Annotated in this window: 17 protein-coding genes; 3 read left to right on the top strand and 14 right to left on the bottom strand. The window is 69.4% G+C overall.

What is annotated here, in order from left to right; all coding sequences use genetic code 11:
* Positions 1-66 precede the first annotated feature (66 nt).
* The 5 genes from B3I25_RS12150 to infC form a co-directional block, all read right to left on the bottom strand.
* The gene (locus B3I25_RS12150) at positions 67-510 is read right to left on the bottom strand and encodes a (deoxy)nucleoside triphosphate pyrophosphohydrolase (RefSeq protein WP_193519667.1); all 444 of its coding nucleotides are present in this window, start codon (positions 508-510) and stop codon (positions 67-69) included.
* Positions 511-558: 48 nt separating this feature from the next.
* The gene (locus B3I25_RS12145; RefSeq protein ID WP_286739434.1) at positions 559-1,515 is read right to left on the bottom strand and encodes a TrmH family RNA methyltransferase; all 957 of its coding nucleotides are present in this window, start codon (positions 1,513-1,515) and stop codon (positions 559-561) included.
* An 8-nt stretch (positions 1,516-1,523) separates the two neighbouring features.
* Positions 1,524-1,910 (bottom strand): 50S ribosomal protein L20, encoded by a 387-nt coding sequence (gene rplT / locus B3I25_RS12140; RefSeq protein WP_035963276.1) that lies wholly within the window; start codon positions 1,908-1,910, stop codon positions 1,524-1,526.
* Positions 1,911-2,002: 92 nt separating this feature from the next.
* Positions 2,003-2,200, bottom strand: a complete 198-nt coding sequence (gene rpmI, locus B3I25_RS12135; protein ID WP_035963278.1) for a 50S ribosomal protein L35 — start codon at positions 2,198-2,200, stop codon at positions 2,003-2,005.
* A gap of 118 nt (positions 2,201-2,318) precedes the next feature.
* A complete protein-coding gene (infC, locus tag B3I25_RS12130) occupies positions 2,319-3,269 on the bottom strand; it encodes a translation initiation factor IF-3 (protein WP_231885511.1) in 951 nt (316 codons plus the stop codon).
* 362 nt (positions 3,270-3,631) lie between these two features.
* Between infC and B3I25_RS12125 the strand changes: the two genes are divergently transcribed.
* Entirely contained in the window at positions 3,632-4,102 is a 471-nt protein-coding gene (locus B3I25_RS12125; RefSeq protein WP_064845941.1) for a DUF1844 domain-containing protein, read from the top strand.
* Between the two features lie 116 nt (positions 4,103-4,218).
* On the opposite strand, the gene B3I25_RS12120 is transcribed toward B3I25_RS12125, so the two are convergent.
* The 7 genes from B3I25_RS12120 to B3I25_RS12090 form a co-directional block, all read right to left on the bottom strand.
* Positions 4,219-5,148, bottom strand: a complete 930-nt coding sequence (locus B3I25_RS12120; protein WP_286739431.1) for an SseB family protein — start codon at positions 5,146-5,148, stop codon at positions 4,219-4,221.
* On the bottom strand, positions 5,141-5,890 hold the full coding sequence (gene priA, locus B3I25_RS12115; protein WP_098053296.1) for a bifunctional 1-(5-phosphoribosyl)-5-((5-phosphoribosylamino)methylideneamino)imidazole-4-carboxamide isomerase/phosphoribosylanthranilate isomerase PriA: 750 nt from the start codon (positions 5,888-5,890) through the stop codon (positions 5,141-5,143). The genes B3I25_RS12120 and priA overlap by 8 nt, the downstream gene beginning before the upstream one ends.
* Before the next feature lie 108 nt (positions 5,891-5,998).
* Entirely contained in the window at positions 5,999-6,160 is a 162-nt protein-coding gene (locus B3I25_RS12110; RefSeq protein ID WP_165489804.1) for a hypothetical protein, read from the bottom strand.
* On the bottom strand, positions 6,157-6,852 hold the full coding sequence (hisH, locus tag B3I25_RS12105) for an imidazole glycerol phosphate synthase subunit HisH (protein WP_064845943.1): 696 nt from the start codon (positions 6,850-6,852) through the stop codon (positions 6,157-6,159). Before hisH ends, B3I25_RS12110 begins: the two co-directional genes overlap by 4 nt.
* Positions 6,853-6,869: 17 nt before the next feature.
* Positions 6,870-7,487: an imidazoleglycerol-phosphate dehydratase HisB gene (gene hisB / locus B3I25_RS12100; protein ID WP_064845944.1), complete on the bottom strand. Its 618-nt coding sequence runs from the start codon at positions 7,485-7,487 to the stop codon at positions 6,870-6,872.
* Between the two features lie 156 nt (positions 7,488-7,643).
* On the bottom strand, positions 7,644-8,747 hold the full coding sequence (locus B3I25_RS12095) for a histidinol-phosphate transaminase (RefSeq protein ID WP_064845945.1): 1,104 nt from the start codon (positions 8,745-8,747) through the stop codon (positions 7,644-7,646).
* A 151-nt stretch (positions 8,748-8,898) separates the two neighbouring features.
* On the bottom strand, positions 8,899-9,330 hold the full coding sequence (locus B3I25_RS12090) for a LysM peptidoglycan-binding domain-containing protein (protein WP_082943240.1): 432 nt from the start codon (positions 9,328-9,330) through the stop codon (positions 8,899-8,901).
* Positions 9,331-9,610: 280 nt separating this feature from the next.
* Between B3I25_RS12090 and lexA the strand changes: the two genes are divergently transcribed.
* Entirely contained in the window at positions 9,611-10,384 is a 774-nt protein-coding gene (gene lexA / locus B3I25_RS12085) for a transcriptional repressor LexA (protein WP_064845946.1), read from the top strand.
* A gap of 237 nt (positions 10,385-10,621) precedes the next feature.
* On the opposite strand, the gene B3I25_RS12080 is transcribed toward lexA, so the two are convergent.
* Together B3I25_RS12080 and hflX are read right to left on the bottom strand one after the other, a co-directional pair.
* Positions 10,622-12,676 (bottom strand): ATP-dependent DNA helicase, encoded by a 2,055-nt coding sequence (locus B3I25_RS12080; RefSeq protein ID WP_286739421.1) that lies wholly within the window; start codon positions 12,674-12,676, stop codon positions 10,622-10,624.
* A complete protein-coding gene (gene hflX / locus B3I25_RS12075) occupies positions 12,673-14,376 on the bottom strand; it encodes a GTPase HflX (RefSeq protein WP_286739418.1) in 1,704 nt (567 codons plus the stop codon). Before hflX ends, B3I25_RS12080 begins: the two co-directional genes overlap by 4 nt.
* An 86-nt stretch (positions 14,377-14,462) precedes the next feature.
* On the opposite strand from hflX, the gene B3I25_RS12070 reads away from it, so the two are divergent.
* A partial coding sequence (locus B3I25_RS12070; protein WP_286739415.1) for a class I SAM-dependent methyltransferase occupies positions 14,463-14,795 on the top strand: 333 nt, incomplete at its 3' end.

Raw genomic sequence — 14,795 nt, 5'->3', positions numbered from 1 at the left:
CAGCGTGGCCGGTGCGGGCAGGGTCAGTCTAGTGGAGGACCCATGGCGTCCGCTGACCCGGCGGGGTCATGGGGCGAGCTGTCCCAGCAATGCCCGCACGATCGGAAGGTCCGCCGGGATCCACGGCAAGGCCAGTACGGCGTCGGGGTCGCTCGACGGAACCCACCGCACGGCCAGGTGATCGGTGCCCACCACGGGTGTATCCGCAGTGGTTCCGGTCCACACTCGCATCGCGGCCTTCTCGGACAGTGGCCATCCCTGAGCATGGGGGCCTGAGATTTCAGCCAGAAGCTCCACCCGCACCGACAGCTCCTCCGCGCATTCGCGCACGAGTGCGTCCTCGGCGCTCTCCTCCGGCTCCTGCTTGCCGCCCGGGAACTCCCACAGCCCGCGCAATGTCTCGGGGTAGGCGCGCTGGGCGGCGAGGAACGCGGTGGGGTGATGTGCGTCGTCGAGGAGGGCCACCCCGACCACCTGGGTCCGGAAGCGCGCGGGGAGATCGGAAGTCATGGTGTTCAGTGTGTCACCGACAATTCGGACAGCGCGGAGAGAGAAGCGTCAGCGATCGAAAATCCGGCGCTGGGCTTGCGCCGATGCATACAGACACACGGTCGCGGCGGTGGCCACGTTGAGCGATTCGGCGGCCCCGTACAGCGGCACCGCCACAGACAGATCCGCGGCCGCGACCTCCGCTTCCGACAGTCCCTGCGCCTCATTACCGAACAGCCACGCGGTGGGCTGCTCGAGGGGATACGCCACGTCCCCCGAAGAAATGCCCGCGGCGCGCAGCATCGCGGCGTCGGCCAGCTCGGAGACCGTCATGGAGGCATAACCATCCGCGGCGAGCACACCCATGCCGTGCTCACGAGCCGCCGCGACGACCGCGGCGAGTTCCATGCCCGTGAACACCGGGACGTGGAACAGCGACCCCGCAGAGGAGCGCACGGATTTCGGGTTGAACGGGTCCACGGTGCCGGGAGTGCACAGCACGGCATCTGCGCCGGCGGCGTCCGCGGTACGGATCACGGTGCCGGCGTTACCCGGGTCCTGCACCCGGACCAGCATGCCCAACAGGCGTGCGGCACCGATGGCGCGAGCGGCGTCGTCAGAGGAGCCCGACGCCTCAGACGCGTCCAAAGCAGAGGAACGGAAGCGGCACACCGCCAGCATCCCCTGCGGCGTGACCGCATCGGTCATGGCCGCGAGTACCTCCGGGGTGACCGCCCGGACGAACGCGTCACCGCGGTCGGCGACCGCGGCAAGATCCGCAGCGATCCCCGGATGCCGGTCGAGCTCCTGCAGGGTCACATACACGGCATCGAGCCGCGGCAACCCGGGAGCGGGAGAATCCGCGAGCGCGAGACGGACCGCCTCGCGCACGTTCTGCGGACCCTCGGCGCGGAACAATCCGCGCTTGGAACGCATCGAGCGCCTGGTCAACGCGGTCACGTCCTTGACCCGATCGGCTCGGGGGTTGGACAGCAACCGGTCTTCCAGGCGCTCGACGAACGTCACAGCGGCACTCAGGCGGCGGTGCGGGGCGCGGAGGTGTCCTCCGGCAGGGCGTCCTTGGCCACGCGGACCAGAGTCGCGAACGCGTTCTCGTCGCTCACGGCCAGCTCGGCCAGCATGCGACGGTCCACCTCGACCTCAGCGGCCTTCAGGCCCTGGATGAAGCGGTTGTAGGTCAGACCGTTCGCGCGGGCGGCGGCGTTGATGCGCTGGATCCACAGCCGACGGAAGTCGCCCTTCTTCTTGCGACGGTCGTTGTAGGAGTAGGTGTACGAGTGGAGCATCTGCTCCTTGGCCTTGCGGTACAACCGGGACCGCTGACCGCGGTAGCCCGAGGCCTTCTCCAGAACTTCACGACGCTTCTTGTGGGCATTGACCGCCCGCTTCACACGTGCCACGTGCGTACTCCTAACGATTCGGTTCCGACCCCTGCCGGAACATGACTACCCGCCGCGCAAACGCGGCGCTGACGAAATGGAAGAGGAAGGGCCTACTTGGCCAGCATCCGCTTGATGGCCTTGGCCTCACCCGGGGTGGAGACGATCTGGTCGCCCGCGAGACGGCGGGTCAGACGCGAGGACTTGTGTTCCAGGTAGTGGCGGCGGTTGGCCTGCTGGCGCTTGACCTTGCCCGAACCGGTGAGCTTGAAACGCTTCTTGGCACCGCTGTGGGTCTTCATCTTCGGCATGGTGACCGTCTCCTTTTACATCGACCGGTGGGGCACACCGGTGGGTCGCGGCACACGGCCGCGACCATGCTGGTGTCGGGCGATCACACGCCCAACGCTGTCAATTCCTGTGCCGCGATTACTTCTTGGCGGGCCCGGGCTTGAACGCCCCGGGCTTCGGTGCCGCGGGCTTGGCCGCCGCGCTCGGCTTCGCGGGTGCGGGCTTCGCACTCGGCTTCGCGCTTGCAGCGGGCTTGGGGCTCGCTGCGGGCTTGGGTGACGACGCCGATGCGGTACCCGCCTGCGCCGCCGCCGGCTTGGCCGCTGCGACCTTGGCGTCCGCGGTGGCCTGCTGTGCAGAAGCCTCGGGCTGCGCCGGAGCCTGGGTGGCTTCGGTACCGGACGCCGGCGCCACGGTCTCCTGGACCTTGTCCTCCGCCGCGATGGGAGCGCTCTGCGAGCTCTCCGCCTGCACGGTGGCCGCCTGACGCAGTTCCGCCGGGAACGCGTCCCCGATGGACTGGGTCACGGACTCGGCATTAGAGGTGTCCACCCGCTGCTTGCGCTGGTTCTCGGACTGCGACGTCTCCCGCTGCTTCTGCTTGCGGGCCTCAGCGCGAGCCTCCGCCTTGTTCTTGAGCGGACCGATGACCATGACCATGTTGCGACCGTCCACGCGGGGCGCGGTCTCCACGACACCGACCTCGGCGACGTCTTCCGCGAGCCGCTCGAGCAGGCGCACGCCCATCGCGGGGCGCTGCTGCTCACGACCGCGGAACTGGATCATGGCCTTGACCTTGTCCCCCGCGGAGAGGAAGCGCTTGGCGTGACCCACCTTGGTCTCGTAGTCGTGCGTGTCGATCTTCAACCGGAAACGCACTTCCTTGAGCACCGTGTTGGCCTGGTTCTTGCGCGCCTCACGAGCCTTGACCGCAGCTTCGTACTTGTACTTGCCGAAGTCCATGAGCTTGGCCACGGGGGGCTTGGCGTTGGGTGCGACCTCGACCAGATCGAGATCCGATTCTCGGGCCAGCCGCAGCGCGTCCTGAACGCGAACGATGCCGACCTGCTCGCCGCCAGGTCCGACCAAGCGGACTTCCGGGACACGGATTCTGTCATTGATACGTGGATCGCTAATGCCAAGCTCCTGAGTTCGTGGGTTTCCCCGTGGTTGGGTCCTGGACCACAACGAAAAACCTCCGCTGCGGCACGCGCGAGCGGAGGTGAGAACCACACAGAGACCAAGACGACACGACCGTCATGAAAACGGCGTGGTCGTTCGGTCACGAACCCGGGCACCTAGTGCCGAGTGATCGCGTCACTCGGCGGGCGGCGGCGGGTGGGAGTCATCTCCGCTTGCACACTGTCCACCAATATAACGCATGCGGGGGCGTCGGGGCCAGTTGAGGGACGGCCCCACGCCGGGCGAGGTCGCTGTTCTACAGTGGTCCCATGTCCGAGCAGCCGCGCTCCGAGCGCTTCGAATTCACCGACACCGCATCGTCCCAGGGTCCCGCCCACGCTCACGACGCCGCCCACGACCACGGCGCCTCCGATCTCGGTGCACTGCCCGACGAGACCCTCGCCGAGGTGAACAACCAGATGCGTGACATCGCCGAGGTCCCCGCGGTCGAGGTCATCACGACCGCCGCGGTCCATCTAATGAGCGCCGCCGCCGTGAAGTGCGGCCTGGCCGCGGAGGAGAACGCCGAGGAACTCAAGGACCTGGACGAGGCGCGCAAGCTCATCATCGCCCTGGCAGGTCTGATCACCGCTGCCGCCCCCGAAATCGGCTCCCAGCACGCCGGCCCGTTGCGCGACGGCCTCAAGTCCCTCCAGCTCGCGTTCCGCGAGGCCTCCCCGTTCCCCGACGCCCCCGGCGCCGGACCCGGCGAGAAGTTCACGGGCCCGGTCTACGGCTGAGCGTCAGCCCCGTTGAAGCCCTTTTAAGGAACGCGGCGCGCGACCGGTGGTCGTGCGCCGCGTTCCTCTTGGTGACGTCAGACGGCGACGTCACGCTGTGATCTCATGCAGTGACCTCACGCGGTGAGCCGGACCTCGATCGAATCCACCGCCTCCACCATGACGGGCTGGGCCGCGAGCTGCTGCTGGTAATGCCCCACTGCTGCCTGCACCTCGTCGACGGACAGCCCCACCCGCAGCTGCAGGGTGACCGTGAGCTCCGGGCCCTCGCCCCCACCGCGTAACGTGGCGCCGTCGGACCGCGCGGCATTCACACCGCGACCCGGGCCGGCGAGCGCCGCCACGATCTCCGAGCGCCCGAGTGCCGCGCGCGTGACGGCGTCGTCCACCGCGACATCCCGGTACGACGGCGTCCACTCGTGTCCCTGTGCCACGGCCCACAGGGCGGGGCGCCGGACCACGAAGGCCGGATCCGTCCCCGGATCCACGACAAGCAGGGCGGAGCCGTCTTGCACCGCGGACAGCGCGGCGCGGCGGATGTCCGCGGCGACCGGTCGGGCCCGGGCGTTCCATGCGGTCAGTGCATTGGTGGACGTGAACACCGGCAGGGCCTTGCGGCCGTCGGCGGCCTGCAAGCTCACGAGGGCCATGTCCGCTTCCTTGTCGGAGACCAGACCGTCCTCGGTGATGTGGGACTGGGACACCTGCGCCACGATGGGCACGAACACCCGGATCCCGGCGAGCGCGGCCACGACCTCCTCCTCGCCCACTGTCCCCGCGCGCCATGCGTCAAGTGCGCAGGCGACATTCGGATCCGCGGTGCCGGGGTCGTCGGGAAACTGGTGGGTGTGGCTCGTACCCTCCCCCAAATTGCGACCCTCCCACGACTGACCGCCGGTGTCTGTGGGGCCACCGGCCGAGCGCAGCTGGGCGGCGATGTGCGCGGGAAGGACGCGTGCGCTGGGGCCGGAAACGGCGTGGTCACCGCGCCCGGAGGGCGGGTGCGCTTCGCGTCCGGGCCCGCGATCCGCGCGGTGCTCAGGCACTCGGGCGACCGGCGACGTCCAGGGCCTGCGCGAGCGTGAACTTGCCGGCGTAGAGCGCCTTGCCCACGATCGCGCCCTCGATGCCGGCGGGGACGAGCTCGCGCAGCGCAGCGAGGTCCTCGAGGGACGAAATTCCGCCCGAGGCCACCACGGGCTTGTCCGTGCGGCGGGCAACCTCGGCCAGCAGCTCGGTGTTGGGCCCGCGCAGCGTGCCGTCCTTGGTCACGTCGGTGACCACGTACCGCGCGCAGCCGTCGGCCTCGAGGCGCTCCAGCACCTCCCACAGGTCGCCGCCGTCCTTGGTCCAGCCGCGCGCGGCGAGCGTGGTGCCGCGCACGTCCAGACCCACGGCGATCCTGTCCCCGTGCTCGGCGATCACGCGATGCGTCCACTCGGGGTTCTCGAGCGCCGCCGTGCCCAGGTTAATGCGCGCGGGGTCCAGGGTCAGGACGCGCTCGAGGGACTCGTCGTCCCGGATCCCGCCGGACATCTCGATCTTGAGGTCGAGGTTCGCGGCCACGCGGCGCAGGACCTCGATGTTGTCACCGCGACCGAACGCGGCGTCGAGGTCCACGAGGTGCAACCATTCGGCGCCCGCGTCCTGCCACGCGAGGGCGGCCTCGAGCGGATCGCCGTAGCCGGTCTCGGAGCCGGCCTCCCCCTGGACCAGGCGCACGGCCTGTCCGCCTTGCACGTCCACCGCGGGCAGCAGTTCCAAACGGCGTTCGGTGGTCTCGGTCATGTCTCTCCTCACGTGGCGCCCGCGGGCGCCGTGGTGGTCCGGTGGTTGATTGGATTGTCGCGGTGCGGCGCACGCCCCGTACCCGTTGACGACGGCACTACGCCCGGTTCACACGCTCGTGAACCACGAGTAGCCCCCGTAGCCGATCAACACGAGGGCCACAAACGCGAGCAACACCACGCTCCACAGCGGCTTGCGCTGTTGATGGAAGGAGATCGCCCCGCCCACGAAGAACGCCCCCGCCACGAGCAGCAGCACCGATGCGGTCATGCCGGGGCTCCCGAACTCGGTGCGGGGATGCGCCCGGCCATGCGTCCGGTGCGCGGCAACGTGGACAGCCAGTTGCGCAGCAGGGCGATCCCCGCCGCGGAGGACTTCTCGGGGTGGAACTGGGTGGCGCTCAACGGACCGTTCTCCACGGCGGCCACGAAGGGCGCCCCGTGCTCGGACCAGGTGACGCCCGGGGGCACCATGTGCTCGATGCTCTGGTCGAATTCCCACTCCCGCACCCCGTAGGAGTGCACAAAGTAGAACCGCTCGTCCTCAATGCCGCGGAACAGTACCGAGCCCTCCGGCGGGCGCACCTCATTCCAGCCCATGTGCGGGACCACCGGAGCGTCGAGGCGTTCCACGGTCCCCGGCCACTGTGCCAGTCCCTCGGACTCGTGACCGTGTTCCACGCCGCGGTCGAACATGACCTGTAGGCCCACGCAGATCCCCAGCACCGGACGGCCACCGCTCAACCGGCGATCGATGAGCCGCGGGGCGTCCACCGCGCGCAATCCCTCCATGACGGCCGCGAAGGCTCCCACGCCCGGGACCACGAGACCGTCCGCGTCCATGACGTCGCGCGGATCGGCGCTCAGCACCACCCGCGCGCCGGCCTCCTCGAGGGCGCGCACGGCAGAGCGCACATTGCCCGCGCCGTAGTCCAGGACGACAACGCTCGGCGCCTCCGTCATGTTCTGCTCCGCCCCGCTCACAGGGCGCCCTTGGTGGACGGGACCACGCCGGCCATGCGGGCGTCGGGCTCCACGGCTTCGCGTAACGCCCGCGCAAGCGCCTTGAACTGGGCCTCGGCAATGTGGTGCGGATCACGGCCGCGGATCACTTCCACGTGCAGGCACAACTGGGCGTGGTAGGCCAGGGACTCGAAGACGTGGCGGGTCATCGACCCGGTGAAGTGACCACCGATCAAGTGGTATTGCTGGCCCTCCGGTTCACCCGTGTGCACCACGTAGGGCCGCCCGGACACGTCCACCACGGCGGACGCGAGTGCCTCGTCGAGCGGCACGGTGGCCTGCCCGAAACGGCGGATCCCCCGCTTGTCCCCGAGTCCCTGGCGCAGCGCATCACCCAGGACGATCGCTGTGTCCTCGACCGTGTGGTGGACGTCGATGTCCGTGTCCCCGTGGGCCTGGATGTCCAGGTCGATCAGGGAGTGCTTGGACAGTGCCGTGAGCATGTGGTTGTAGAACGGCACCGTGGTCTCGATCGAGGACGTACCCGTCCCGTCCAGGTCCAGGCTCACGCGCACGCTGGATTCACTGGTCACGCGTTCCACCGTGGCGGTGCGGTGGTTCTCGACTGCGCTCATGAAAGACGACATCTCCTCGGGGACGGCGCCCGGCGACGGCTCGGCGGGCGGGTCCAGTCTAGATGGCTGGGGTGGGACCATGGGGCCGCGGCCCGACCGGTCCCACGGTTCGAGACGAGCCGGGCCGGCTCAGAATCTTGGCCCGGACGGTCCGGCTCAGGACCGGGCGAGGTAGGACTCCACGGCCTCGAGAAACGCGGTGGTCTCCGCTTCCGTCCCGGCGGTGACCCGTAGGTGGCCGGGGATCCCCACGTCCCGCACGAGGACGCCCTGGTCAAGCAGACCCTGCCACATGGCGTGGGCGTCCCCGCCGCACTCGAAGAACACGAAGTTGGAATCGGATTCGGCGGGGGTCAGGCCCAGTCTCTTGAGCTCGTCCACGATCCGGTCGCGCTGCAGTTTGATGTCCTCGACCGTGCCGAGCAGTGTCTCGTGGTGTTCGAGTGCGGCCAGTGCGGTCGCCTGGGTCACCGAGGACAGGTGGTACGGCAAGCGCACGAGGCGGATAGCGTCCGCGACGGAGCGGTCCGCGGCGAAGTACCCGAGCCGTGCACCCGCTAACGCGAACGCCTTGCTCATGGTGCGCGTGACGATGAGCCGGGGACGGCCGGGAAGCAGGGTTAGCGCCGAGGGGGTTCCGAAGCGCGCGAACTCGGCGTAGGCCTCGTCCACGACGACGATGGTGTTGCGGTCCTCCCCCGCCTCGTACACGGCCTCGACGACATCCAGTCCGAGCGCGGTCCCGGTGGGGTTGTTAGGCGAGCACAGGAACACGATGTTCGGGGCGTGCTCCCCCACCTGGCGAGCCGCCGACTCCGCGGACAGGGAGAAGTCCGCGGCGCGCTCCCCCGCGATGAACCGCGTTCCGGTCCCGAGGGCGAGCAACGGGTACATCGAGTACGTGGGGACGAAGCTCAACACGGAGCGCTCCGGCCCACCGAAGGCCTGCAGGATCTGCTGCAGGATCTCGTTGGACCCGTTGGCGGCCCACAGATTGTCCTCGGTCAGCTCGTGACCCAGATAGGACGCTAGGGTGGTCCGCAGATTGGTGAAGTCCCGGTCCGGGTAGCGGTTCAGGGACGCCGCGGCATCGGTGACGCGCCGCGTGATGGCCCGAACCACGGGCTCGGGAACCGGATGGGTGTTCTCGTTGGTGTTCAGTGCGACACGGACTTCCAGCTGGGGAGCACCGTAGGGAGACAGGCCCCGCAGGTCGTCGCGCAGCGGAAGGGCTTCGAGGGAATCATCACGAGAATTCACCAGACCAGTCTATGGACTCGGCGCATATCCGGTCACACGACGTCTCACGGTGTGTCGATTCCCGGACCAGTCGTGACACCGCCCGGAGCTTGTCGGCGCACCAGGAGTCGCTCACTTGGCACCGACGGATCACGTCACCGACGGGTCACCGTCAGCGGGACGGGACCTCCAGGACCTGACCCGTGTGCAGGGTGGAGGACGTCAGACCGTTGAGCTCGGCGATGTCGTTCATGACCTCGCGGGTGTCCCGCTGCGGGTCCGCGACGGCGGCGATCTCCCACAGGGTCTGGTTCGCCTGCACCGTGACACCGTGGGTCACGGGCGCCCCCGCCGGTTCCGTGGATGCCTTGACCGTGGGCGGCAGCAGGAAGACAGCGGCGACCACCAACAGGGCCGCCGCTCCCGTGACGAAGGGCAGCCCGATCAGGAAGAACCGGCCGCGGCGGGTGAGCTGCAGCGGCGAGCGAGCGGCGCGCGGGGCGGCCTGGACGGACGCGGCGCGGGCCGACGTACGAGCGCGCACGGCGGCGGAGGACGCAGCCGTGGCGGAACGAACGGATCGCGACAAGGTGAGAGCGGTCATGGCTACCTCCTGGTGATCTGACCGGATCCACCCGAAGGTGGCGGTGTTCGAACGCGGAGCGTATTTAGAACACATTTTCGAATCTCTACCCACAGTTCTAGCACGGGTGTACGAATGCTGTCGAGGACCTTTTCGAACACATATTTGAACCCGGGGACGCGCGCGGGTTAAGCTCGAGGTCACACAGGAGTTAGTTGACCCCACGTCTCCGACACGCATAAGCGGCCTCCGCAGCCCACCGCAGGGTGTGCACAGCGTGGACGGTGAAAGGACCCCGCACGTGAGCACTTCTTCCCCGAATCAGCAGGCGTCCGACCGACGCCCGCGCACGCTCACCCCTCGACAAGCACGAATCCTCGGTGCCGTGCAGCGCTGCATCACCACGCGCGGCTACCCGCCGTCCATGCGTGAGATCGGTGACACCGTGGGTCTGGCGTCCCTGTCCAGCGTGACCCATCAGCTCGGCCAGCTCGAGAAGTGGGGCTACCTGCGCCGGGATCCGCGCCGACCCCGCGCCATGGAGGTCCTGCGCCCGTTGAGCGCGGAGGAACTCGACCGCCACCTGGGGCCGGCCGACGAGCCCGCGGGTTCCGTGGAATCCTTGGCGACCCGCGCATCGGGCGCCGCGTCCCCCGCGGTGCACACCATGGGCGACCTGCCCGCCGCGGATGACGACGACGCCATGGTCCCCGTACCGCTCGTGGGGCGCATCGCCGCCGGTGGCCCCATCACCGCCGAACAATCGGTCGAGGAGGTCTACTCCCTGCCACGGCAGTTCGTGGGTCACGGCCAGTTGTTCATGCTCAAGGTCTCCGGGGACTCCATGATCGACGCAGCCATCTGCGACGGCGACTGGGTCGTGGTGCGCCAACAGAACTCCGCGCAGAACGGGGACGTCGTGGCTGCCCTGCTGGACGACGAAGCGACCATCAAGACCTTCCGCCAGCGCGACGGCCACACGTGGCTGCTGCCCCAGAACACCCGCTACGAACCCATCCTGGGTGATCACGCGACCGTGATGGGAAAGGTCGTCTCGGTCTTCCGCTCCCTGTAGCTCGCCCTCCCAACGGTTCCGGGTCCCGCGCGTCGCGTCACGCGGGACCCGGCGGCGTGCACCGCCTCGGAACCGCCCGTGCTCGCGCTCCGGACCACGGACCCGCGCTCACAGGGCTGCGGCGCGCGCCGTAACACCGTGCGCCGACCCGCGCATGATCCGGCGGGGAGCACGGAGGCACTCAACGCGCGTCTCCCTAGACGGCACCACGGATGTGAGCACAGCGACGTCGAACGCTCAGGAGCGCGCCAATCGCTCTAACGCCCCGAGAACGGTCGAGCGGTCCGTGGTGGGCCACAGCGGCGGGAGGGACTGGGCCAGGAAGGACCCGTAGCGCGCCGTGGCGAGCCGCGAGTCCAGCACGGCGACGACGCCCTTGTCCCCGCTCGCACGGATCAGTCGGCCGGCGCCCTGCGCCAGGCGCACCGCGGCGTGGGTGGCCGAGACCGACATGAACCCGTTGCCGCCTGCCCGTTCGGCCGCGCGTGTACGGGCGGTGCCCAGGGGATCGTCCGGGCGCGGGAACGGGATCCGGTCGATCACGACCAGTCGGCATGACTGTCCCGGCACGTCCACTCCCTGCCACAGGCTCATGGTTCCGAACAGGCTCGCTGAGGGATCGTCGGTGAACTCCTTGACCAGGGACGGCAGGGAGGCGTCCCCCTGGCACAGGATGGGCAGCTCTGTACGATCTCGCAGCGCCTCCGCCGCGTCCTCCGCGGCCCGGCGGGACGAGAACAGACCGAGCGCGCCGCCGCCCGAGGCCTCGAGCAGCCCGAACAGTTCCTCGAGTTGCTCCTCCGAGACGCCACGGCCGGGTTTCGCGAGGTGCTTGGCCACGTAGAGGATGCCCTGGCGGCGGTAGTCGAAGGGACTGCCCACGTCCACGCCCCGCCACGCGGGGGACCCCGGGCCCTGCAGGCCGAGAGCCCCGGCCGTGGACGAGAACGATGACCCCACGGCCAGGGTCGCCGAGGTCAGCACGACCGTGCGCCCGTCGAACAACCCCTCCCGCAGGGGCCCCGCGACGCTGAGCGGCGCGATGTTCAGGGTCGCCGGTTCCCCTTCGGACGATCCCGCGTATCCCTCCGTGGGCGACCAGCGACCCACGCGGGAGATCCACAGGACGTCATGGGCGGTGTCCGCCGACAGCATGCGCTCGGCGGTGTCCAGCAGCTCGGACAACCGTGAGCGGGCCGCGTGACGTGCCGCGTCCTCGCCCTTGGAATCGCCCTTGGTGTCACTGAGCCCCGTGCGCGCGGCATCCTGAACGCCACCGACCGCGTAGACCTGCTCCTCGGTGAAGCCTCGCGGCAACAGTCCGGACGGGTCGGGGTCGAAGGCGAGATCGAAGGCCTGCGCGGCCTTCTCGAGTGCATCGCTCGACGCCGCGGTGTGCTTGCGCACGGCCGTGGCCGCCGCTCGTACCGCGGCGGCGGACAGCGACGCGGTCACGGCACCCGTGACCCGGTCCCGCAGCTCATGGGCCTCGTCAACGATCACGACGTCGTGCTCGGGCAGGACCGCGAGCCCCTCGAACGCGTTGATCGCGAGCAGCGCGTGGTTGGTGATCACCACGTCCGCCTCGCCGGCCTCGGCCCGGGCGCGCTCGGCGAAGCACTCCTCCACGAGGGGGCACTTGCGCCCCAGGCACTCCTTGGCGGTCACGGAGACCTGCCGCCACGCGGCGTCCGTGACACCCGGCTGGACGTCGTCCCGGTCCCCGGTCTCGGTGGTCTCGACCCATTCCCGCAACCGCAGCACCTGCTGGGCCAAGCCACCGAGGGGGCGATCCGCGCCCCCTGCGGCGGGTCCCGAACCGGGGACGTCGAACAGGGCGCCGTCGTCGTCCGGGTAGCCGCCCTCGACCTTGTGCAGGCACGCGTAATTGGAGCGGCCCTTGAGCAGCGCGACGACGGGGCGGTCGTCCAGTTCGTCCTCGAGCGCGTCGAGCAAGCGGGGGACGTCCCGGCCCGTGATCTGGGACTGCAGGGCCAGCGTGGCCGTGGCCACGACCACGGGCTTGTCCGCGGTGCGGGCGTGACGCAGGGCCGGGACGAGGTATGCGAGCGACTTACCCGTACCGGTCCCTGCCTGGACCAACAGATGCCGGCCGGTCTCGAGGGCCTCGGCGACCTTGGCCGCCATGAACCGCTGTCCCTCCCGACGCTGCCCGCCCAGCGCGGTCACGGCGGAGTCGAGGAGCTCGAGCGTGTCCACCGCGCCGGGCAGCGTTTCGGGGCGGACGTCTGAGAGGTCGTGCCCCGCTTCGTCGACGAACGATGCGCTCATGCTCCGGCGGGATCCTCCGCGGTGGGCGCGGCGGCCGGGCTCCCGGGCTCCGCCACGCGGTAGGGCTCGAGTTCGCCCACGAGTTCCTCGCGAACGCGCACACGCAACCGCGTGCCCTCGGGAGTGTGTTCCGTGCGCAGGATCTCGGCGTCCTGGGCGTGCAGCCGGGAGACCACCTCGCCGTGAACGTAGGGCACGAGCAGTTCCATGTCGTGGTTTGGGCGCGGAATGGCGGAGGAGATCAACCGCTGCAATTCCTCGATGCCCTCTCCCGTGCGCGCCGACACGGCCACCGACGGGTGCTCGTGATTGCGCAAACGACCCAGCACCACGGGATCCGCGATGTCGGCCTTGTTCAGGGCCACGATCTCCGGGATGTCATTGGCCCCCACGTCCGTGAGGACGTCCCGCACGGCCTTGAGCTGACCCTCCGGATCCGGGTGGGAGGCATCCACCACGTGCACGATGACGTCTGCGTCCGCGACCTCTTCCAGGGTGGAGCGGAACGCCTCGACCAACTGGGTGGGCAGCGAGCGCACGAAGCCCACGGTGTCCGCGAGCGTGTAGCCGATCCCGTCCGGGGTCTCGGCCTTGCGCACCGTGGGATCCAGCGTGGCGAACAGCGCGTTCTCCACGAGGACCCCGGCATCCGTCAACCGGTTGAGCAGGGACGACTTACCCGCGTTGGTGTACCCCGCGATCGCTACCGAGGGCACGGAATGACGCTTGCGGTTGAGTCGCTTGGTCTCACGCGCCGGCTTCATGGCCGCGATCTCCCGACGCAACTTGGCCATGCGCTGGCGGATCCGGCGCCGGTCCAGTTCGATTTTGGTCTCACCGGGACCACGGCTACCGATGCCCTCACCGGAGGCCGCACGGCCACCGGCCTGCCGGGACAGCGACTCACCCCAACCACGCAGACGCGGGAGCATGTACTCGAGCTGTGCCAGCTCCACCTGCGCCTTGCCCTCCTTGGACTTGGCGTGCTGGGCGAAGATGTCCAGGATGAGGCCCGTGCGGTCGATGACCTTGACCTTCACGACGTCCTCGAGAGCACGACGCTGCGACGGCGCGAGCTCGGCATCCACGATGACGGTGTCCGCACCGGTCGCGGCCACCACGTCCTTGAGTTCCAGGGCCTTGCCCGAGCCGAGGTACGTGCCGGGGTCCGGGGTCACGCGCCGCTGCAGCAGACCGTCCATGACCTCGGAACCGGCGGTCTCAGCGAGCGCCGCGAGCTCACGCAGCGAGTTCTCCGCATCGGCCAGGGTCCCGCTCGAGAACAGACCCGCCAGGACGACGCGCTCGAGCCGCAGCTGCCGGTACTCGACCTCGGTGACGTCCTCGAGCTCGGTGGACAGTCCGGCGACACGGCGCAGCGCGTGACGTTCGGCGAGGTCCTGCTGATCACCGTCGGATTCGACGTGGACGTGGTCCTCGTCCACGAGCTCACGGGCGCGGCCCAGGTGATCGTGTCCGCCGCCCGCGGCGTACGACGCGGCGTGGTCGCGGGCGCCGTGGACGCCCCGTTCATCGTCGAAGACGTCCTGACCGGCGTCGTGTACGTGGGTGGGTTCGGAGCGTGTGCGCGCACGGGCCAGGACACGCGAGACGACGTCCTCCAGTTCCGGTCCGGTCAGTTCCGCGGAGTGTCCGGGCTGCTTCGGAGCGGGATTCTGGTGCTGGTGAGATTGCGTCATATTTCCTTGATCTATGGCTGGAGACGGTTGACCAAGTCTAGCGCCGGGCACTGACATGACGGGCGGGGGCACTAGCATGTGGAGCCATGGCCCCCGAGAATCCCGCGCAGCATTACTTCGTGTCCGACCCGTCCGTCGCGGAGAAACCGCGGCGGATCACCGTGGAGCTGCGGGGCCGCACCGTGGACGTGGGGACGGCCGCGGGGGTCTTCTCCCCCTCGGACCTGGACAAGGGAACCGCCGCGCTGCTGCGCAACGTGCCCGATCCGCACGGGCGGAACCTGCTCGACATCGGGTGCGGGTGGGGGCCGATCACCCTGGCCCTCGCGCTCGCTGCACCGAGTGCCACGGTCACCGCGGTGGACGTCAACGAACGCAGCCTGCGGCTGACTGCGGCGAACGCGCGGGAGCTGGGTCTC

Origin of the sequence: Kocuria sp. UBA1838, from assembly GCF_002338785.1 — a bacterium.
Lineage (GTDB): Bacteria > Actinomycetota > Actinomycetes > Actinomycetales > Micrococcaceae > Kocuria > Kocuria marina.
This window is presented reverse-complemented; position numbering and strand designations above follow the sequence as displayed.

Coding starts and splice junctions, on each gene's coding strand:
- B3I25_RS12150 (WP_193519667.1), bottom strand. CDS start 510: ATGACTTCCGATCTCCCCGCGCGCTTCCGGACCCAGGTGGTCGGGGTG.
- rpmI (WP_035963278.1), bottom strand. CDS start 2,200: ATGCCGAAGATGAAGACCCACAGCGGTGCCAAGAAGCGTTTCAAGCTC.
- B3I25_RS12125 (WP_064845941.1), top strand. CDS start 3,632: ATGTCCGAGCAGCCGCGCTCCGAGCGCTTCGAATTCACCGACACCGCA.
- priA (WP_098053296.1), bottom strand. CDS start 5,890: ATGACCGAGACCACCGAACGCCGTTTGGAACTGCTGCCCGCGGTGGAC.
- B3I25_RS12110 (WP_165489804.1), bottom strand. CDS start 6,160: ATGACCGCATCGGTGCTGCTGCTCGTGGCGGGGGCGTTCTTCGTGGGC.
- hisH (WP_064845943.1), bottom strand. CDS start 6,852: ATGACGGAGGCGCCGAGCGTTGTCGTCCTGGACTACGGCGCGGGCAAT.
- hisB (WP_064845944.1), bottom strand. CDS start 7,487: ATGAGCGCAGTCGAGAACCACCGCACCGCCACGGTGGAACGCGTGACC.
- B3I25_RS12090 (WP_082943240.1), bottom strand. CDS start 9,330: ATGACCGCTCTCACCTTGTCGCGATCCGTTCGTTCCGCCACGGCTGCG.
- B3I25_RS12080 (WP_286739421.1), bottom strand. CDS start 12,676: ATGAGCGCATCGTTCGTCGACGAAGCGGGGCACGACCTCTCAGACGTC.
- hflX (WP_286739418.1), bottom strand. CDS start 14,376: ATGACGCAATCTCACCAGCACCAGAATCCCGCTCCGAAGCAGCCCGGA.